The sequence below is a fragment of the Arthrobacter sp. AFG20 genome (genome assembly GCF_002892795.1).
GTDB lineage: Bacteria > Actinomycetota > Actinomycetes > Actinomycetales > Micrococcaceae > Arthrobacter.
On the sequence record NZ_PJMC01000002.1, the window covers coordinates 351,200 to 370,173 of the forward strand.

Genomic DNA, 18,974 nt, shown 5'->3' on the forward strand with positions numbered 1-18,974 from the left:
TCGCTGCTGTTTAGCGCAGAAGGTGGTTTTGGTAGGCGAAGGCCACGAGTTGGATCCGGTTCTTGAGCTTGAGTTTTCCGAGAATGCTGCCGACATGGGACTTCACAGTGGCTTCACTGAGAAACAGCTCACCGGCGATGTCGGCGTTTCCCAAGCCTTTGGCGGCGAGCAGGAAGACGTCACGCTCACGACCGGAAAGATCATCCAATACCGTGTCATTCACGGGCCCGGGCGTGGTGTAGTCGCGGAGAAGTTCGTTGGTGAGGGCCGGTGCCATGACCGAATGGCCCGAGTGCACTGTCCGGATCGCGGCCAGCAGGAAGTCAGGAGTCGTGTCTTTGGTCAGGAAGCCGGCCGCGCCCGCTTGGATGGCCCTGACCACCGCTTCATCGTGCTGAATGGTGGTCAGAACAATGACCTTGGGGGATCTCATCGTCGAGGCGTCCATGATCTTCCTGGTGGCCGTGATGCCATCCATGACCGGCATGCGGATATCCATGAGGACTACATCCGGCTCCGTTTCCTGGACCAGTGCAACTGCGGCTTCCCCGTTGACGGCGTCCCCTGCGTATTCGATATCGGCCTGGCTGCGAAGGATCATTTGCAGCCCGGCGCTGAACAGGGGCTGGTCATCGGCCAGGACAACGCGTATCGGTCCGCTCATCATGCCCCCACTCCCTCCATAGGACGGCCAACGGAAACCTGCCCGTCTACCGCTCGGGAGCCCGGTTGCTCCGCCGCGGGGAGGAAAGCCAGCACCTCAAAGGTCGCTTCGCCTCGGATTGTCTCCATCCAGCCGCCCGAAGCCGCGGCGCGGGCCTTCATCCCCGCCAACCCGCGGCCCATAGTAAAGCTGCCGCTCTTGCTCTGAGGGGCGGCGTGTGTCAGGAGCGAGGAGCGGACCCGAAGTTCAACAGAATCCGGCCGCCACAAGAAGGCAAGGTGCGCTCCCTTCGCCCGATCTGCGTGTTTGAAGGCGTTGGTCAGGCTCTCCTGCGCCAGCCGGTAGATCGTCAGATGCTGCATTGGCGACATTTCCCACGGTGAGCCGGATGTCTCAATGTCGACAGGCATGCCGCTGGAGGTCAGCCGGGCTGCCAGCGCGGTTACGTCCTCTGTGCGTTGGCCTGGCTCAGGGTTGAGGTCTGTGGCGAAGCCTTCGATTAATCGGCGAGTTTCCACAAGGGCGGACCTGGCCGAATCGGCGATGATCCTTGCTGCGTCCTCGACTGAATCTGGTTCGGTGCGATGGATGAAGCGGATGCCGTCAGCCTGGGCCACGACTACGGTCAGTGAATGGGCCAGGACATCGTGAAGTTCCCTCGCGATCCGGTTGCGCTCCCTTTCCATGACAAGTTCAGTAGCGGCCTCCCGCAATCGGGACTCCGCCGCAAGCTGCGCTTTCCGGCTCCTTGAGGCATTGTTCATGGCATGGCCAGCTGCCCATGCGGCAAGATTCAACGCAGCGAAAGCCCCGAAGATCAGGAAGGCATACGCCGCAGTGCGAAGCGTTCCCCGGCCATAAATCTGATTGCCAAAGACGAAATTGATCCAAGTCTGATCAGAGAACCAGTTCACCGTCGTAAGGGCGGCGGACACTACCGCTGCTGCCGGTGGGATCCAGACCGGACGTGCTCTCCAGCCAACCGTGGCGAAGAAGACCACCAAGGGAACCGCAGCGTAGGTCAAAACACCGGACAACAGCACCGGCGAAATACCTTCAGGGTTTGCAAGAGAAGCGCGACCAAAACACAGCCCAGCCCTGCCGATGGCAGTAACTCTGCCACCGCGATGGCGGTGGCGAGTGCCAGCAGCAACGCCGTGTTCCGATCGAAACTGCGCTGTTCCAGAACCAGCAGGGTTCCAAGCAGCAGAGCAGCGCTAACAGGTGCGGTTAGCAGCCTGACCGGCGGGAACGAAGTCAACATGACTTCACCCTAAGCGGGTCTTTGCAACTCCCTGGGCCAATCCAGAAGACTTCCACCCATAGGACGAACAAGTTCCACCCAGGGGAGGACAGATCCCATGGAAACGACACGTCTCACCGACTGTGCACGCAAGGAAGCGGAGGGGACGCAACTACTTCTTGGCGGCCTTCGGCTTGGGCTCCTTGGCGGCCTTCGGCGGCAGGCTGGCGACGTACGCGAACGCCTTCTCTGTCCAGGCCCTGGCCCGCGCGTCGTCGCCCTCGCCCTCCTCGTTCCAGATCTCCGGAAGACCTGTGTATCCGCCCATGGGGCGCTCGGCGGGACCGAAGGGAACGGTGCGCTCCCCGGACTCGAGCGCCTCCCGGTCCTCGTCGGAGAGCTTGATGCCGATGGTCGGCCCGAACAGCCCGGCGAACATGTTGCCGTTGACGAACGCCCCGAGGTTCCCGAACATCGGCTTGATGACCACCTCCGGATGGTCAGGCACCACGGCCCGGAAGTGTTCCTTGTCAGCCTCGGTCGCTTTGGGCATTTCCATCGGTGCACCTCCGGGTAGCAGGGCTCGGGCAGAAGGGGTGGAAAGGGCCGTGAGCCGTCCCATGCCCGGATCATACGCCCGGCCGGCGGCTCCGGCCACCGTCACGGGCCCAACTGCCAGGCAGCCCGGCCAACTTCACCACCCGGCGCTCTGCTGTTTGCCGGCCCGCAGTGCTATACCTAGCTCAAGGCAACTAAATGTGGGGCGTTTCGGACGATCCGGGCCTGCCCGGAGGCTGGAGGAAGGGTGCTGACCAGGCCAGCCGGAGCGCGGACGGGGCGCCGGGCACTCCGCGCCGTTGCCTGCCTCGGGGCGCTCGCCGTCCTCACCTCCTGCTCAGGCGCCGTCGCGGACACGGTGTCCACCGCCGCCGAGGACAGTGCCTCCGCCATCGCCACCGCCCGGCTCGCCATCCGGCAGGACGCAGACGGCAAGCTCACCCGCGCCGCCACTTCCACCGCGCTCGAGGACGCCCTCAAGGAAGTGCAGGCCGGCCGGGACACCGTCCTGCGGCTCTCGCCCGCCTCGCCGGAGGACCGGCAAGTGCGGGAGGACGCGCTGAAGGTTCTGGACAGTTCGGCCGCCGGCCTCACCACCGCGCGGGACGCCGTGTCGTCCGACGACGGCGGGCCGTCCCTTTCGGACGGCGCCCGGGCGCTCGCCGCGGCAGAGGAAGCCCTGAGCGGGCTGAAGTCGAACGAGGGCGGAAAATGAAGCGCCTGCTCGGCGTCGCCCTCGGCATCCTGACGGCCATTGGCGGGTTCGTGGACATCGGCGACCTGGTGACCAACGCCGTCGTCGGATCCCGGTTCGGGCTGTCCCTCATCTGGGTGGTGGCCGTCGGTGTCGTCGGCATCTGCGTGTTCGCCAACATGTCCGGTCGGGTGGCGGCAGCCTCCGGCCGTGCCACCTTCGAGGTCATCCGTGAACGGCTGGGGCCGCGCGCCGGGCTGGCGAACCTGTCCGCTTCCTTCCTCATCAACCTGATGACGGTGACCGCGGAGATCGGCGGCATCGCGCTGGCCCTGCAGTTGGCCAGCAGTGTCAACTACCTGCTGTGGATTCCGCTGGCGGCGGTGGCTGTGTGGCTGGTGATCTGGCGGGTCAAGTTCTCCATCATGGAAAACGTCACCGGGCTCCTGGGCCTGACCCTGATCGTGTTCGCGGTGGCACTGTTCCTGCTCAAACCGGACTGGGGCACCCTGGCCAGCCAGGCCATTCCCGCGGTCCCGGCCGAGGAAACCGGCGCCACCTACTGGTACTTCGCCATCGCCCTGTTCGGCGCCGCCATGACGCCGTATGAGGTGTTCTTCTTTTCCTCCGGCGCTGTGGAGGAGGGGTGGAAGATCAAGGACCTGATCCAGTCGCGGATCAACGTCCTGGTGGGGTTCCCGCTCGGCGGGCTGCTGTCCGTCGCGATCGCCGGCTGCGCCGCCGTCGTGCTCCTCCCGGCCGGGATATCCGTCACGTCCCTCTCCCAGGTGATCCTCCCGGTGGCGGAGGGCGCCGGAAAACTGGGGCTCGCCGTCGTCCTTCTGGGCATTGTGGCTGCGACGTTCGGCGCTGCGCTGGAGACGACGCTGTCCAGTGGCTACACGCTGGCGCAGTTCTTCGGCTGGTCCTGGGGCAAGTTCCGGGCGCCCGCGAAGGCCGCGCGTTTCCACGTGTCCATGATCATCTGCCTGCTGGTGGGCATCGCGGTGCTGGCCACCGGCGTGGACCCTGTGCTGGTCACCGAATACTCCGTGGTGTTCTCCGCGGTGGCGCTGCCGCTGACGTACCTGCCCATCCTGATCGTCGCCAACGATCCGCAGTACATGGGCAAGCACGTCAACGGCCGGGGCGTGAATGTGGTGGCGATGGTCTACCTCGTGGTGATCCTCGTGGCCTCGCTGGCGGCCATACCCCTGATGATCGTGACAGGAGCCGGCGCATGAAAACGCCCCGCCCGCCGGGCTCTGATCCCTTGGCCCCGATTCCTCCCGTTGCCGGACAGACCCTGGACGCGCAGCTGCACCTGCTGGACCGCCAGGTTTTGGACAGCGACGGCGTCCCCGTCACCACCGTGGACGACCTCGAACTCGGCGCCCCCGAGGGCGAACCTGAGACTCCTATAGAGACGGTGATCCCTACAGGAACACCGGCTCCGGTGCTCAGGGCGCTGCTGACCGGCCCCGTGCTGGGGACGCGCATCTTCGGCGGCAGGCCGCCGTCGTCCCGGCTGATCCGGATCCCGTGGGCCGACGTGGCCAGCGTCGGCGTGGTGGTCCGGCTCGGTGTCAGCGGCCAGGGCCTCGACGCCGACTGGGTGGAGCGCTGGATCCGCGACAAGATCATCGCCCGGATTCCGGGAGGCCGCCGTGATCCTCGGTGACCTGCTGGGCACTCCGGTGCACAACGACGACGGCGTGTGGCTGGGGCGCGTGGCCGACGCCCGGTTTGTGGTGGACGGCGCCCCGCACCGGCTGATGGCCGACGCCCGGCTGCTGGGCCTGGTGGTCAGCCCGCACAGCTGGTCGTCGTTCATGGGCTACGAGCGGAACAGCCTCACGCAGCCGTGGCCCCTGCCTAAGCTGCTGCGGTGGCGGCACCGCGGATCCTTTTTTGTGATGTGGGAGGACATCGAGGTGCTCGGCGACCGGTCCGTCCGGCTGCGGCCCGGGTACACGGCGTACAGTCCGGCGCTGGACGGAAACGGGCAGGAGTAGTGCCGGCATCTCCCGTGATGCGGGTCTCAAATGGTTGTTGCTGCAAGTTTGTCGCTGGGCAGGCCGGATGTCCTGTAGAGTTGTTCACGTTGTTGTGTTTGCATTGTGTAGTTCAGGCAGTACGCGCGGTCGAAAGTCCGCGTTCTTCTGAAGTAGCGGTTTTGAACACCCCACACCGGAGGACCCGAAAGTCGGGACTTTTCCTCCACCTTCACGAAGGACAAAAATAATGGCTACTGGTACCGTCAAATGGTTTAACGCTGAAAAGGGCTTCGGCTTCATCTCCCCGGACGACTCCTCGCAGGACGTTTTCGCGCACTACTCCGCGATCAACTCCTCCGGCTTCCGCTCCCTCGAAGAGAACCAGAAGGTTTCCTTCGAAACCGAGCAGGGCCCCAAGGGTCCCCAGGCTGTAAACATCCAGGCTATCTAATTTCCTAGATAACCGGGACCGTTAGGTTTCGAGCAGGGCCCGTCTTCGGACGGGCCCTGCTTTTGTTAACCCGGTTGTGCTGTAACGCTGGTGCCCCGACCTTCGGCGCTCTGGAACAATGGCCATCATGCAACCAACCGCCACCGTCCCTGCCTTTGACCTGCGAATCAGCATCACAGGCACTGAGCCAGAGGTCTGGCGGCGGCTTCAGCTCCCGGAAACCATCACCGTCCCGGAATTCCACCGCGCCCTTCAGGCCGCCTTCGGGTGGGAAAACCGCCACCTCTACGGGATCCGCTGTACTGACCTCCGCGGAGAAGGGCGCGTCATCGTCGGCCCGGACGAAGCGGTCGAGGACAGCTACGCCGAGCCGGCGTCCGGCGTCGCGCTCGTTGAACTTCTGGATGCAAAGAGGACCGGACCCGCCGACTTCGAATACGAATACGACTTCGGCGATGCCTGGACGCACACCGTCGAGTTGATGGGGCCCGTAGAGCTTCCCGAGAAGACTCTGCGCTGCACAGACGGCGCCAACCGCGGCCCGGTGGAAGATTCAGGCGGTCCACACGGCTACCGACGGATCGTTGAAGTCCTGGGCGATCCCGGGCACCCGGAATACGAGGACACCGCTAGCTGGTACAAGTTCGCCACCGGCGAGGACGCCACAGCGTTCGCGCCGACCGCGTTCGACGCCGGCGCGCTCAACGCCCGGCTGGACGAGCTCGCCCTGCAGCTCTGGCCCGAGCCGCCCACGGACGTCGAGATCGACGCCGTCGTCCATTCCGTCCACTGGTTCCTGTCCCAGGTTCCCGCCGACGGGCTGCCGCTGACCCAGGACGGCTACCTCAAACCGGCCTTCGTCAGGGAAACCTTTGACGCCCTCGGCCTCGACGACAGATGGCCCGGCAAGGCCAACCGCGAGGTTCAGACCCTGCCCGTCCTGCAGCTCCGGGAGCAGCTGCAGGCCTGGAAACTGCTCCGGAAGTCCAAGGGGCGGCTGCTGCTCTCGCCCGCCGGCCGCAAAATGTCCGACGGCGGCCAACCCCTCTGGGATTACCTCGCCAACGCCGTCGGCAACCCTCCGGAGGAAGCAGCCGCAACAGTGAACGGCCTCCTGGTGCAATGGCTGCTCGACGGCACCACGCCGCGTTGGGATGAACGGGCACGGATCATTGCCGACACCCTCAACGTCGAAGGGTTCCGCACCAGGACCGGGGCGCCCATCCCGCTGGACCTGGGCCGAGACATGTACCTCCGCAGCCGCGGGACGCTGCAGTGCCTGCAGCTGACTGTTCCCAGCGACCGCTTCACGGCCCCTCCCGTGCTGACCGACGGCGGCCGAAAGTTCCTGCTTCAGGTACAGGGGCTGCTTCAGGGGCGGTAGGCGGCCGGTTACAGCTGGCCGCGGGCTGCCAGGAACGCGGTCAGTGCGGGGCTGTCGATCTCCTTCGCCAGCCACGGGACGGCCTGGGCCGCCGCCTCGTCACCGAGCACGGCGCGGTGGGATTGCGCCCGGACCACAAACTCGCGCATCCCGCTCCGGCTGGCAAGGGCTCCGAGACGCTCGACCACTTCTCCAGCACGGCCAGACCGTGCGGCGATGGCCACCTCCGCCGCAACGTCCAGCAGCCGGGCCGAGTACCAGACGTACCAGGGCTTGGGCTTCATCCCTCGGTCCACCCAGTGCTGTGCCGCGGCAAGGTCGCCGTGCGCCAGGAACAGACGCGCTTCGGCGCCCGCGGCGAGGGCCATGTAGCAGTGGTCCCCGGCCAGGTCCGCCATCACCCAGGACCGGTCGATCATTTCTGCGGCAGCCTCGAGGTCTCCCGCCGCCAGGTAGGTTTCGCCTCGAACTCCGGCCACGAACGGCTCGAACGCTGTCCAGTGCTCGGCGAGGATCCATCCGAGGGCGCGGTCCAGGGCCTCTGCCGCCGGTTCCAGTTCGCCGCGCAGCAGCCATACGCGGCCCAGGAGCGCGCTGCTGAACGCCAGTTGCCGGCGGTTCCGTGCCTCCCTGGCCAGTTTGGCGGACGCGGTCAGCGCCTCCACCGCGTCGCCATAACGTGCGGTGTCCGACGCCAGCATGCCCTGGATCGCCAGGACCCAGGCCTGCTCGTCGGGGAATCGGGCGGCGGCCGCACGGGCCCGCTCCAGCCAGCCCGCCGCCCGGTCCGGTACGCCCCGCTGGACGGACAGGTACCCCAGCTCGCGGTAAGCAGCCGCCGTAGTGGGGGACACGCCGTCGTACTTTTCCGACCGCGCCTCCGCCGGCGGTGCCTCGGCTGACAGCGCCTCCGCTGACAGCGCCCGGTGCAGGAAATCCGCCACCTCCGCGCCGCGGCCGCCCGCCTGGTGGATCATCGCCCCGGCGAGCGTGACCAGCGACTCGGCGAGGAGGTGCCGGTCAGGGGTGCGCTGGGCCAGGACGACGGCGAGCCGCAGCTGATCCAGGCCCCGGTCCACGGCTCCGGCCGAGAGCGAGGCGCCGCCGGCGTCGAGATAGGACCGGACGGTGGCCACCGTGGCGGGAATCCCCGGGTCCGCCTCTGGCTCCGCACCCGATAGTGCTCGGCGGATTTCCGGCGGTAGCGGCAGGCCCAGTTCGTCGCGGTAAAGGTTGGCGCACTTGGCCACGTGCTCGCGGGCATGCCGGTGCTCACCGATGGCCACCAGCGCCCGGACCAGCACGGCGTTGCAGTCGGTGTGGAACGGGTCCCGCTGCAGCGCCAGCGTGGCCAGCTCCGCAGCCTCGCGCGGATCACCGGAAGCCAGCGCGGACACGGAGGACTCGTACAGCAGGGACTGCGCGCAGTTCTCCAGCCGGTAACGCTGGTCGGCCAGCCAGGAATCGAACACCGGGCAATCGGCGAAGGACAGCCCCTCCAGCAGTTGGCCGTTCAGACTGTGCGGGTCGGGGCGGGGGATGGCTCCCGCCCCGACCAGTTCGAGGGCATCGCAGCGCCACGACGGCAGCAGCGCCAGCCGCAGGGGATCGCCGTCGAGCGTTGCACCGGTGAGCGTCCGCCGCAGCTCGGAGAGGTTCCAGCGCAGGGCGCCGAGGGGATCGGCGGCGTCCGGAAACAGCAGCGCTGCCAACCGCGACCGCCCGGTGCCGTCCGGCTGAAGCGCAAGGTAGGCCAGCACGGCCCATGCCTTGCGGCCTCTGGGCTGCGGGGGAGGGGTGCCGGTGGACTCGATCGCCGGTGGACCGAGGAGCCGGATCCACGTCTCGGCCATACGGCTCATGGTACCGCCGCGGCTTTTCACTGTCTGCGGCGGCTCACACGCTTGCTCACACGCATGCCGCACAGACTGAGGCCATCCAATCAGCACCGCCACTCATCCGAGGGAAATACCATGGAACTGCTCATCATCATCCTGCTCGTTGGACTCTGGGCTATCGGCGCCACCGTCCGTGCCGTCCTCAGCGACGGCCGTGGCCACACTCCCGGTGTGCATTCCAGAGAGGGATGGCACGCAGGCCACCTACCGAGCGTTCCCTTCTCGGAGGCGCGGCTTTAGGGCTGAGGCTTTCGTTTCGACCGGCTCAACCAGATGGGCCCGTTCGTGTCAGGGCGGCCCCGGCCCTTAGACTGGAGGCAGGTGAGCCGGGAAGTCTGGTCGGCACAGTATTTGTCGACCCAATGATCAGGACGCCTAATGGACCAGAACCCACCCTCAACTCCGCCCCGCCGCGGATCCACCGTCTTCGGACGCGGCAGCTACGCCGAGGCGCTGCGCATTGCGGCGATACTGCGGAAAGAAACCGTCGGCGGCGCCCTGCTGGTCGCCGCAGCCGTTATCGCGCTCATCTGGGCCAATTCCCCCCTGGCCGAGAGCTATTTCGGACTCCGGGACTTCAGGATCGGCTACGAGCCCTGGCACCTTAACCTCAGCCTCGGAGCCTGGGCCGCCGATGGCCTGCTGGCAATCTTCTTCTTCCTCGTCGGACTCGAACTCAAACGGGAGTTCGTCGCCGGAGACCTGCGACAGATCAGCAAATCCATCGTCCCCATCGCCGCCGCCGTCGGCGGCGTCGCCGTCCCCGCGGTAATCTACGCCCTGATCAACCTCTCAAGTCCGGAGACGTTGCGGGGGTGGGCCATCCCCACCGCCACCGACATCGCCTTCGCCGTGGCCGTCCTGGCGATCATCGGCTCCCACCTGCCCAGCGCCCTGCGGATCTTCCTGCTCACCCTCGCCGTGGTCGACGACCTGATCGCGATCAGCATCATCGCCATCTTCTACTCGCACGACATCCAGCCCGGGCCGCTGCTGCTGGCACTGATCCCTCTGGGCCTCTACACCTTCCTCGCCCAGAAATACCGCCGGTTCTTTGGCACCAGGCTGGCAGCAGCCTGGTTCATCCTGCTGCCCCTGGGCATCGCCACCTGGACGCTCGTGCACGCCTCAGGCATCCACGCCACCGTAGCCGGCGTGCTGCTGGGATTCGCCGTCCCCGTGATCCGCTCCCAGGCAAGCGGTGGCCCCAAAGCCGGCCCCGGCCTCGCGGAAACGTTCGAACACCGCTTCCGCCCCATCTCCGCCGGCATCGCCGTACCGATCTTCGCGTTCTTCTCCGCGGGCGTCGCCGTCGGAGGATTGGACGGCCTGGTCTCGGCCCTGATCGACCCGGTCGCCCTGGGCATCATCCTCGCCCTCGTACTGGGTAAGCCTGCGGGGATTCTGGGCACCACCTGGGTTCTCACAAAGGCAACCAGGGCAAGGCTGGATGATTCCTTCAAATGGATCGACATCTTCGGGGTCTCCGTCCTGGCCGGAATAGGTTTCACCGTCTCCCTGCTCGTGGCTGAACTGAGTTTCGGCCACGGAAGCATCCACGACGACCACGCTAAAGTCGGCATTCTAACCGCGTCCCTCATTGCTGCACTGCTCGCAGCCGCCGTCCTCAGCACCAGAAACCGCCAATACCGGCTGGCAGAAGCTGAAGAGGAAATCGACTCAGACCAGGACGGCATCCCCGACGTCTATGAACAGGACCACCGCTCTTGAACCCAGTGTGGCAATGAGGGAGCGGGCGGACGGCAACCCGTACCTGGTCAAGCCCAACCCGCGGTGGACCCGGTTTCGGCGGGCGCAACCGGCGGGCTAGTGCAGCCCCATCGCTTCGCGCACTTCGTCCAGGATGTGGTGCATGGCGCTCTCCGCAGCCGTGGCGTCCCCGCCGGCGATGGCGGCGGCTACTTCCTCGTGGGCGTCGAGGGCCTCCGGCCGCGGCTTGAATGGCATGAGGCCCTGATGGGTGCGGCTGGTGAGCACCTCGGCCACCATCCCTTCAAGGGACGAGAACATCTCGTTCCCGCAGCTTTTCAGCAGCAGCCGGTGATAGGCGATGTCGGCCGCGAGGAACGCCTGAAGCTCTCCGGCCTCGCCAAGCCGCCGCAGGTCCGCGGCCAAGGCCACCAGCTGGCTGCGCTCCGCTGCACTTGCCCGGCGGGCGGCACCTGCCGCTGCAATGGGTTCGACGGCGATACGCAGCTCAGTGAGGCTGGCGTACTGTTGCGCCCGGCGATCCGATGCGAGGCGCCACCGCACCAGTTTGGGGTCATAGACATTCCAGAGCTCCGGGCTCTGAACCACGATCCCCACCCGGCGGCGCGAGTAAACCAGGTTCATCGACTCGAGGACCTTCATGGTGTCGCGAGCCACAGTTCGGGACACGCAGTACTCCTGCTGCAGGCCTTCAAGGGTCAGCCGGCTTCCGGGCGCCAGCGCGTCGGAGGCGATAGCCACGCCCACAGCGTCAAGGACGCGTTCGTGCATGGCGGGTGACAACCCGCCGTCGTACGCGTTACCCGCGCGGTCTTCTGTCGCCGTCGACATCGTCCTGCCTTCCCTTTGCGCTGAAGCGCTCCTCCAGACTACCGGACAATGAAGGCAAAGGTATGACCTGTGACACGCAAAGATAGTATCTTTCGGATGAATTGGTGATACCTTATCTCCAGCGCAGTTCGAGTCGGGCTGCAGATTGAGCTTCTTCCACAAGCCAAAGACGTCTTCTTCGGAGGTAAACATGCAGTTTCCAGCCACGCACCTGGTGGTGATGGGCGTTGCCGGTTCGGGCAAGTCCACGATCGCCGCGGCCCTGTCCAAGCACCTCGGCTGGGCAAGCGCGGAGGCGGACGAGTTCCACCCGCAGTCCAACATCAACAAGATGAGCCAGGGCATTCCACTGCAGGACGAGGACCGGTGGCCCTGGCTGCAGCAGATCCAGAACTGGATGACCGGGCAGGCGCGTGCCGGCCACAGCACCGTGCTCACCTGCTCCGCGCTCAAGCAGAGCTACCGCAAGCTGCTGGCCGAAGCCGAAGGGCGCGTGCTCTTCATCCACCTGGACGGCGACGCTGCCCTGATCAGCCAGCGGATGCAGGGACGCGAGGGCCACTTCATGCCGCCCACGCTCCTGCCCAGCCAGCTGGCCACCCTGGAACCGCTGACCGCGGAAGAGCTTGAGGCAGGCAGCGTCCGCCTTGACATCACCCGCTCGCCCGAGGAACTCATCGCCGCCATCCTGGCCGCGCTGCAGCTCCCCGCCAGCGAGGAGCTTCCCACCAATCAGGCGCCCTGCGCCAACTAGCTGCATCACCGGGCGCCGCGCACTTCGGGACACGGCGCCCACCCCCCAAGAAATCTGCTTCAAAGGAGAATCATGACCATCGAAGGATGGACACAAACGCTGGGCGCAGGTCCGCTGCTGCTTATCGCGGCTGCCGCAATCGGCGTCCTGCTGTTCCTGATCATCAGGCTGCGCATGCACGCGCTGCTTGCGCTGATCCTGGTCAGCCTCGCCACGGCCTTCGCCACGGGCATCCCCGCCAACCAGGTGGTGCCGGTGCTGGTGAACGGTTTCGGCACCACCCTCGGCACCGTTGCGCTGCTTGTCGGTCTGGGCGCCATGCTGGGCCGCATCGTGGAAACCAGCGGCGGTGCGAAGGTGCTGGCCGACTACCTGATCGGCATCTTCGGTGAAAAGCGCGCCCCGTTCGCGCTGGGCCTCGCCTCCCTCATCTTCGGCTTCCCGATCTTCTTCGACGCCGGCCTCGTGGTCATGCTCCCCGTCGTGTTCGCCGTGGCCCACCGTCTGGGCGGCGGAGTGCTGCGCTATGGCCTCCCCGCTGCCGGTGCCTTCTCTGTGATGCACATCTTCCTGCCGCCGCACCCGGGACCCGTCTCGGCGTCGGCCTTCTTTGAGGCGAACGTCGGCCTCGTCACCATCGCCGGCCTCCTCACCGCGATCCCCACCTGGTACGTCACCGCCTACCTGTACGGCCTGTGGACCGGCAAGAAGCTGATGCTTCCGGTTCCCGAACTCCTTGGCCACGCCAGTGCCGAGGCCGAATCCCACCCGCCGCGGTTCCGTACTGTCATTGGCCTGCTGCTCCTGCCGCTGGTCCTGATCTTCATCAACACGGGCCTGAACACCTTTGCCGCATCCGGCGTCCTGTCCGAATCGGTCAAGGGCGAGCAGTGGTTCCAGGTGCTGCGGACCCTGGGCGAGACCCCGGTGGCCCTGCTCATCTCCGTCCTCGTGGCGATGTTCGTCCTCGGCGCCCGCCGTGGCGTCCACAACGGTGCACTGGAGAAGCTGCTCGAGTCCTCGCTGGGTCCGGTCTGCTCGGTCATCCTCATCACCGGCGCCGGCGGCATGTTCGGCGGCGTGCTGCGCACCTCCGGCATCGGCGACGCCCTTGCGGACGTGCTGGGCAACATGGGCATCCCGTTGATCCTGGCAGGCTTCCTGGTCTCCTCGATCCTGCGCATCGCCCAGGGCTCCGCGACCGTGGCGCTGACCACCACCGCAGGCCTCATCGCTCCAGCCGTCGCTTCGGCCGGACTGAACGGGATGCAGATCGCCGCCATGGTGATCGCCGTGGCCGCAGGCTCCGTGGTGGTCTCCCATGTCAACGACTCGGGCTTCTGGCTGGTGGGCCGCTTCTTCGGCATGGACGTCAAGACCACGCTGAAGACCTGGACGATCATGGAAACCCTCATCGGTGTCATGGGCTTCGCCATCGCGGCGGTGATCTTCCTGGTCGCCGGGCTGGCGGGATAGCTGCTTTTCTTGAGTGCGACGGCGGGAGGCCGGCAGATCTGCCGGCCTCCCGCCGTCGTACCTGGGTATAAAAGTGCGGGAGACTGGAACTCCTCAACCACGAAGGCGGACCACCTTGATCACTCTCCAGCAGGATGCCGAAGGCTTCATCCGGATGAATCGGCACTTCCCGGACAGCATCCTCGTCTCCATCACCTTTTCCGACGGCACAGCGGAGGAGGTCTCCGGCAAGCGACTCAACCAGGCCTACGACGAAGCCCTGGCCGAGTTCCGCGCACAGAACCACCTGGATGCGAAGGGATTCTCGCGTCACCAGAAGAGCCGGAGCAACCCCGGAAACAAGGTCGACTTCGTGCGGGTCCAGCCCGGCATGGGTGACTGAGGGGCACTGTCGTTTAATGCAACGCGGGGTCAGATACCGCCCAATCCGCTGCCGGGATTGGGCGGTATCTGACCCCGCGTTGTTGTTTCAGCCGGCGGTGGCTACTCGGCGAGGGCCTTGATGACCTCCTTGGCCACGTCCTCGCTGGACTGCGGGTTCTGGCCGCTGATCAGGTTGCCCTCCCGCACCACGTGGCTGGCCCAGTCCGGGCCCGTCTCCACGTTGGCACCCTTCTCCCGCAGCGCCGTCTCCACCAGCCACGGCGTGTTCTCGCCGGTGCCGCCGCCCAGTTCCTCTGAGTCGGCGAACACCGTCAGCTTGCGGCCCGCGAAAGTGAACGCGCCGTCGTCGGCAGTGGCGCTGAGCAGGCCCGCCGGGCCGTGGCAGAAGGGCGCGATGATCTTGCCGACGCCGTCGGCCTCCACGAGAATCCGGCCGAGGTCCCTGTCCTGGAAAAGGTCGGCCATAGGGCCATGGCCGCCGGGCAGGACCACGGCGTCGTACCCGGACATGTCGACGTCGGCCAGCACCAGCGGTGCGAAGAGGTCGACGTCGATCATTTCCAGATAGGTGCGGAAGTCCTCCGCCCGCTCCTCGCTGCCGACGGCGTCTGCCTGCAGGCTGATCTTGTCCACGGTCGGCTTGACGCCGCCGGGCGTGGCGAAGTCCACGTTGTGCCCGGCCTGCTGCAGGGTCCGATGTGCCACCACCAGCTCCTCCGCCCAGAACCCGGTGGGGTGCTGGCTGCCATCCTTCATGGTCAGCGAATCGGCCGCCGAGACGACCATCAGAATGTTAGCCATTGTCCTTACTCCTTATGTGGGTTTCTTGGTTTCGACGGGGGACGCTGATCGAGCTCGTCGAGATCTGGCGGCCCCCGCGTTCAATCGGCGACGACCTCAGCCGGCCCAGGTCCTCAGCCGCAGCGGCGGCTCCTCGCCGCCGGCCTTCCGAACCAGCACCTGGTTCACGCCCGTCAGGCCACCTTCAAAGCCGAGTGCGCTGGAGGCCATGTACAGCCGCCAGACGCGCGCGCGGCCTTCGGACGTCAGCCGGACTGCTTCGTCCCACTGTTCCTCGAGGTTCTTCACCCAGGCGCGCAGCGTCAGGGCGTAGTGCCGGCGGAGGGCCTCGACGTCGAGCACTTCGAAGCCGCCGCCCTCGAGCGCCGTCATCAGTTCCGAGAGGCTGAGCATCTGGCCGTCGGGGAAGACATAGCGGGGCAGGAAGGAATTGGGATCGTCCTCTGTGGGCCCGGCGTTCCAGGAAATGGCGTGATTCAGCATCCGGCCGCCAGGGCGGAGCAGGCCGTGGAGCTGCGAGACGTAGCGGTTCAGCTGCTCGCGGCCCACGTGCTCGGACATGCCGACGGAGCTGATCGCGTCGTAGGGCCCGTCGTTCACGTCACGGTAGTCCTGGACGCGGATATCCACTCGGTCCGTCAGTCCGGCCTCGGCGACCCGCTTGCGGACCAGCTCGGCCTGTTCGGTGGAAATCGTGATTCCAACAACGGTGACGCCGTACCGCTCGGCGGCATGCAGGGCAAAGCTGCCCCAGCCGCAGCCAACGTCCAGCAGGCGCTGGCCGGGCTGCAGGCCCAGCTTGCGGCAGACCAGATCGAGCTTCTCCTCCTGGGCTTCTTCCAGGCTTATGCCTTCATCGGACCAGACCGCGCACGAGTAGACCAGCGACGGGCCGAGGACCAGCCGGTAAAAGTCGTTGCCGACGTCGTAATGGTGTGAGATCGCGGCGGCGTCCCGTTTCCTGGAGTGCCGCCGGCCGTGCTTTTCCACCCTCGCTTCCTCCGGCGGGGGAGCAGGATTGGGACCCACTGCTCCGAGCCTGGCGCCGGTCTTCAGCAGAGTCCACACCTCCCGCGGCGTCAGCGGGCTGAATGGGCCTGGCTGGGCGAACTTGCCGGCGGAACTCAGTGCGGCGAAGGCCTCGAAGATGTCGCCGTGGGCCGTGATCTCGCCGGCGACGTACGCCCGGCTCAGGCCCAATTGCCCGGGGGACCAGAGGATCCGCCGCAGCGCCCGGCGGGACGTGAACTCGATCAGCGGGGCATCTTCGGGACCGGCTTCGGAGCCGTCCCAGGCCCGCAGCCGGATCGGAATCTCGCCGGTGCCCGACTCCCCGGTGCCCAGCACGATGCCCAATGCCTTGGCCAGCTTTGGCGCCACTCCCTTTGTCTTTGCCATACTCGTCGCCTCTCGTCCCCGTGCCCAGCTAGGGTCTGCGCCATTGCAGTCCTGTGCAATAACGTACACAAGCCTGCCCGCACCGGACAGGGAGACAAACCTGTCTCGCAGGGGTCACAGGCGTCCGGGCGTTCCTTCGCGGCTTGGCCGGTGAGTCGAGTCGGACCGTCCGAAGCTCTCGGCTCTGGACCGGCAATCCGCCCGGTGGGATGCTGATCGCAAATACCGACGGAGAGGGAGGCTGAACTGCCATGGACGACTCGCCGGAGACGCGCCAGAGGCTGTCCGACCGCATCGAGGAAAAACAGTCTGCACTCCGCTCCTACCTGGAACGGCTCCGGCCGCGCCGGCACAAGCTGACGGAATTCAGCGTCACCGGGAGTGTACTGGCCGCCATGCTCACGGCCGGCCCTGCGTTCGGGGGTACGGGGTTCACTGCGGCAGTCCAGGGCATGTTCTCCCTGGGCGACGCTTCCGTGGTGTGGCGTGTCCTTTGCCTGGGAGCGGTGATTCTGTCCGTCGGGGCCGGGCTCGCCACGAACTTCGCCAATTCCCAGGCTTTGGCTGAAAAGGTCACTGCAGCGGAGACAGCAATCGCCCAACTGGAAGGGCTGCAACTGTCTCTGGGTTTCGGCCACATAGCGATTGAGGAAGCAGCGATGCTGTACAAGCAGTTCGTTTCCCATGTGGCGTTCGTGGATAAAGTGCCTTCGCGCTGACGGGTACTGATGGCAGCTTGGCACCAAACGCCGTCGTCGAATGAATGGAGCCTTCTCCCGCTCCGTACTGAGGAGAACAGAGAGCGGTGGCAGGGGAGAGGTTCCTGACTTCCCCGCTTCGTGACGGATCATCTGCTCCGGTGGCTGGTCTCTGTCTCCGAGGAGATCTGTCGACTCAGCTTCCCTGCCATTCACCATGGGCGACCGGCCCGGACGGAGGTAGTGACTTGATAGGAACGTGCAGCTTTCCTCTCAATGCTTTGTCCGCCCGGCCGGTCGATCGGCTCGCCTTCCTCCACCCTCGACAGGAATGAGCAGGCATGACTCCCGAAGCGATGTGGCTACGACGGGATGACAGAGACCTTTCCAACGGACAGGACTCTCGTGTAGTTCAAACACATGCGTTCTCGTCGGTTAACCGAAGAGCCTGCTCTCCCGGAGCACGTGGACCCGCTTCCGATGTCGGCCAACTTCCCCGCAGTCCTGCCGAGCTCCGCCACAGCCGACAACCAACGAGCGCTGCCTAAATTGTTCTTATAACGAACATTTGTACGTGACATGAACGTCAATGTACTCTGATTGGCGGTAAAGCATGCGGTGGGTCACGTCTACCTGTGAGAGGACTCTCAAACGGTTGCCGCTTCCATTTTTTCCCTAATCAATGAGGATTCCATGACAACTTCTCCCTCCGCCCTCCCGTCACGATGGCCTGTGTGGCTTTGCTGGCTGGCAATGGTCCTGGACGGCTTTGACCTCGTGGTGCTAGGCACCGTCATTCCCACTCTGATCAAGACGGGCGAACTTGGCTTTGACGCAGTAGGCGCTACATTCGTCGCAACAATCTCTCTTGTAGGCGTCGGTTTGGGAGCGCTCTTTATTGCCCCGCTCTCAGACCGTCTCGGTCGCCGGAACCTGCTGGTTGCATGCGTGCTCTGGTTCTCGATTTTCACCCTCGCGGTGATGTGGGCGCCTAACGTGGCCGTCTTTGGTGCTTTCCGGCTCTTGGCCGGGGTCGGGCTTGGGGCTTGCCTGCCGGCCGCCCTTGCCTACATGAACGACTATGCCCCGGCAGGTTCAGCCGGCAAGTCAACCACCCGCACGATGACCGGGTACCATGTGGGAGCGGTGGCGACGGCCTTCCTTGCATTGATAGTCATTCCAGACTGGCGCATCATGTTCCTGGTGGGAGGCGTTTCCGGTTTAGTCCTCCTGCCGTTCCTGTGGTTCAAACTGCCGGAGACCTTGCCGGCTGCCAGGACTGCCAGGACAGAGGAGCAGGCCGGTTTCCGGGATCTGGTCAAGAAGCCCTACCCTCTGGTCGCCGCGGCGATCGCTGCGGCGTCATTCATGGGGCTGCTGCTGGTGTATGGCTTGAATACCTGGCTTCCGCAGCTTATGGCTTCGGCCGGATATCCCGTCAGTGCAGGGCTCTCCCTGCTCCTGGTCTTGAATCTTGGCGCCGTTGCCGGCCTCATTGTCGCCGGTGTCTTGGCGGATAGGCACGGGACCAAACCCATCGTGTTGCTTTGGTTTGGTCTTTCGGCGGTTTGCCTCGCCCTCTTGAGCGTTAAGGTTGACAACGCGGTCCTGCTAAACGCCCTCGTCTTTGTCACGGGAGTGTTTGTCTTCAGTTCTCAAGTACTCGTTTACGCCTGGGTTAGCCAGTTGTTCCCGGCCCGCCTGCGCGCAACGGCACTCGGATTCGCTGCCGGTGTCGGGCGCGTGGGCGCAATTGCAGGACCTGCCGTGACAGGCGGGCTGGTCGCAGCCGGCATCGCTTACCCGTGGGGGTTCTACATCTTCGCAGCAGCCGGCGCTCTCGCCGTGGTTGCCCTGGTGACGGTCCCGCACTCCGTGGCCAACACCAACGCGGTGGCCAACACCAGCGCGAACGCCACGGCTCGCTAGGCCCGCGTCCGACGGCCTGGAGCAGCCGAGTCTGGACCGGACGTGAGTGCGGTGGGATCCTGATCCAAACGTCGACGGGGGGA

The 18,974-nt window shown here is 65.7% G+C and carries 21 protein-coding genes; 13 read left to right on the forward strand and 8 right to left on the reverse strand.

Features of this window, described 5'->3' with window-relative positions:
* Nucleotides 1–10 precede the first annotated feature (10 nt).
* From CXZ05_RS03505 to CXZ05_RS03515, 4 genes are all read right to left on the reverse strand, one after another.
* The gene (locus CXZ05_RS03505; protein WP_102971218.1) at nt 11–667 is read right to left on the reverse strand and encodes a response regulator transcription factor; all 657 of its coding nucleotides are present in this window, start codon (nt 665–667) and stop codon (nt 11–13) included.
* Nucleotides 664–1,599, reverse strand: coding sequence for a sensor histidine kinase (locus tag CXZ05_RS03510; RefSeq protein WP_146033044.1), 936 nt, complete (start codon nt 1,597–1,599; stop codon nt 664–666). Before CXZ05_RS03510 ends, CXZ05_RS03505 begins: the two co-directional genes overlap by 4 nt.
* Nucleotides 1,600–1,685: 86 nt before the next feature.
* Nucleotides 1,686–1,928: a hypothetical protein gene (locus CXZ05_RS22755; RefSeq protein WP_146033045.1), complete on the reverse strand. Its 243-nt coding sequence runs from the start codon at nt 1,926–1,928 to the stop codon at nt 1,686–1,688.
* A gap of 151 nt (nt 1,929–2,079) precedes the next feature.
* On the reverse strand, nt 2,080–2,466 hold the full coding sequence (locus tag CXZ05_RS03515; RefSeq protein WP_102971220.1) for a TfoX/Sxy family protein: 387 nt from the start codon (nt 2,464–2,466) through the stop codon (nt 2,080–2,082).
* A gap of 246 nt (nt 2,467–2,712) precedes the next feature.
* Between CXZ05_RS03515 and CXZ05_RS03520 the strand changes: the two genes are divergently transcribed.
* The 6 genes from CXZ05_RS03520 (at nt 2,713) to CXZ05_RS03545 (ending at nt 6,991) form a co-directional block, all read left to right on the forward strand.
* Nucleotides 2,713–3,180 carry a hypothetical protein gene (locus CXZ05_RS03520; RefSeq protein WP_102971221.1) on the forward strand — a complete coding sequence of 156 codons (468 nt, stop codon included), beginning with the start codon at nt 2,713–2,715 and terminating at the stop codon, nt 3,178–3,180.
* On the forward strand, nt 3,177–4,403 hold the full coding sequence (locus CXZ05_RS03525; protein ID WP_102971222.1) for an Nramp family divalent metal transporter: 1,227 nt from the start codon (nt 3,177–3,179) through the stop codon (nt 4,401–4,403). The genes CXZ05_RS03520 and CXZ05_RS03525 overlap by 4 nt, the downstream gene beginning before the upstream one ends.
* On the forward strand, nt 4,400–4,840 hold the full coding sequence (locus CXZ05_RS03530) for a hypothetical protein (RefSeq protein WP_102971223.1): 441 nt from the start codon (nt 4,400–4,402) through the stop codon (nt 4,838–4,840). The genes CXZ05_RS03525 and CXZ05_RS03530 overlap by 4 nt, the downstream gene beginning before the upstream one ends.
* Nucleotides 4,827–5,174: a PRC-barrel domain-containing protein gene (locus CXZ05_RS03535; RefSeq protein ID WP_102971224.1), complete on the forward strand. Its 348-nt coding sequence runs from the start codon at nt 4,827–4,829 to the stop codon at nt 5,172–5,174. The genes CXZ05_RS03530 and CXZ05_RS03535 overlap by 14 nt, the downstream gene beginning before the upstream one ends.
* A gap of 229 nt (nt 5,175–5,403) precedes the next feature.
* On the forward strand, nt 5,404–5,607 hold the full coding sequence (locus CXZ05_RS03540) for a cold-shock protein (RefSeq protein WP_003806113.1): 204 nt from the start codon (nt 5,404–5,406) through the stop codon (nt 5,605–5,607).
* A 127-nt stretch (nt 5,608–5,734) separates the two neighbouring features.
* Entirely contained in the window at nt 5,735–6,991 is a 1,257-nt protein-coding gene (locus CXZ05_RS03545) for a plasmid pRiA4b ORF-3 family protein (protein WP_180987256.1), read from the forward strand.
* Nucleotides 6,992–6,999: 8 nt separating this feature from the next.
* On the opposite strand, the gene CXZ05_RS03550 is transcribed toward CXZ05_RS03545, so the two are convergent.
* A complete protein-coding gene (locus CXZ05_RS03550; RefSeq protein ID WP_258006424.1) occupies nt 7,000–8,844 on the reverse strand; it encodes an SARP family transcriptional regulator in 1,845 nt (614 codons plus the stop codon).
* Nucleotides 8,845–8,964: 120 nt separating this feature from the next.
* Here CXZ05_RS03550 and CXZ05_RS22995 point away from each other — a divergent pair, with 120 nt between their 5' ends.
* Together CXZ05_RS22995 and nhaA are read left to right on the forward strand one after the other, a co-directional pair.
* Nucleotides 8,965–9,129: a hypothetical protein gene (locus CXZ05_RS22995; RefSeq protein WP_180987257.1), complete on the forward strand. Its 165-nt coding sequence runs from the start codon at nt 8,965–8,967 to the stop codon at nt 9,127–9,129.
* A gap of 138 nt (nt 9,130–9,267) precedes the next feature.
* Nucleotides 9,268–10,620, forward strand: a complete 1,353-nt coding sequence (gene nhaA / locus CXZ05_RS03555; RefSeq protein ID WP_102971227.1) for a Na+/H+ antiporter NhaA — start codon at nt 9,268–9,270, stop codon at nt 10,618–10,620.
* A gap of 96 nt (nt 10,621–10,716) precedes the next feature.
* Here the strand turns inward: nhaA and CXZ05_RS03560 are convergent, their stop codons facing one another.
* A complete protein-coding gene (locus CXZ05_RS03560) occupies nt 10,717–11,451 on the reverse strand; it encodes a FadR/GntR family transcriptional regulator (RefSeq protein ID WP_102971228.1) in 735 nt (244 codons plus the stop codon).
* Nucleotides 11,452–11,641: 190 nt separating this feature from the next.
* Here CXZ05_RS03560 and CXZ05_RS03565 point away from each other — a divergent pair, with 190 nt between their 5' ends.
* The 3 genes from CXZ05_RS03565 to CXZ05_RS03575 all read left to right on the forward strand — a co-directional run bounded on the left by CXZ05_RS03565 (nt 11,642) and on the right by CXZ05_RS03575 (nt 14,063).
* The gene (locus tag CXZ05_RS03565) at nt 11,642–12,205 is read left to right on the forward strand and encodes a gluconokinase (protein ID WP_102971229.1); all 564 of its coding nucleotides are present in this window, start codon (nt 11,642–11,644) and stop codon (nt 12,203–12,205) included.
* 72 nt (nt 12,206–12,277) lie between these two features.
* On the forward strand, nt 12,278–13,681 hold the full coding sequence (locus CXZ05_RS03570; protein ID WP_102971230.1) for a GntP family permease: 1,404 nt from the start codon (nt 12,278–12,280) through the stop codon (nt 13,679–13,681).
* 115 nt (nt 13,682–13,796) lie between these two features.
* Nucleotides 13,797–14,063 (forward strand): hypothetical protein, encoded by a 267-nt coding sequence (locus tag CXZ05_RS03575; protein WP_102971231.1) that lies wholly within the window; start codon nt 13,797–13,799, stop codon nt 14,061–14,063.
* A gap of 101 nt (nt 14,064–14,164) precedes the next feature.
* Here the strand turns inward: CXZ05_RS03575 and CXZ05_RS03580 are convergent, their stop codons facing one another.
* Complete coding sequence (locus CXZ05_RS03580) at nt 14,165–14,866, reverse strand: type 1 glutamine amidotransferase domain-containing protein (protein ID WP_102971232.1); 702 nt, start codon at nt 14,864–14,866, stop codon at nt 14,165–14,167.
* A 96-nt stretch (nt 14,867–14,962) separates the two neighbouring features.
* Nucleotides 14,963–16,264, reverse strand: coding sequence for a cyclopropane-fatty-acyl-phospholipid synthase family protein (locus CXZ05_RS03585; protein WP_102971233.1), 1,302 nt, complete (start codon nt 16,262–16,264; stop codon nt 14,963–14,965).
* 251 nt (nt 16,265–16,515) lie between these two features.
* Here CXZ05_RS03585 and CXZ05_RS03590 point away from each other — a divergent pair, with 251 nt between their 5' ends.
* Nucleotides 16,516–16,983 (forward strand): hypothetical protein, encoded by a 468-nt coding sequence (locus tag CXZ05_RS03590; RefSeq protein ID WP_102971234.1) that lies wholly within the window; start codon nt 16,516–16,518, stop codon nt 16,981–16,983.
* A gap of 672 nt (nt 16,984–17,655) precedes the next feature.
* Nucleotides 17,656–18,891: an aromatic acid/H+ symport family MFS transporter gene (locus CXZ05_RS03595; RefSeq protein WP_102971235.1), complete on the forward strand. Its 1,236-nt coding sequence runs from the start codon at nt 17,656–17,658 to the stop codon at nt 18,889–18,891.
* Nucleotides 18,892–18,974: the final 83 nt, after the last annotated feature.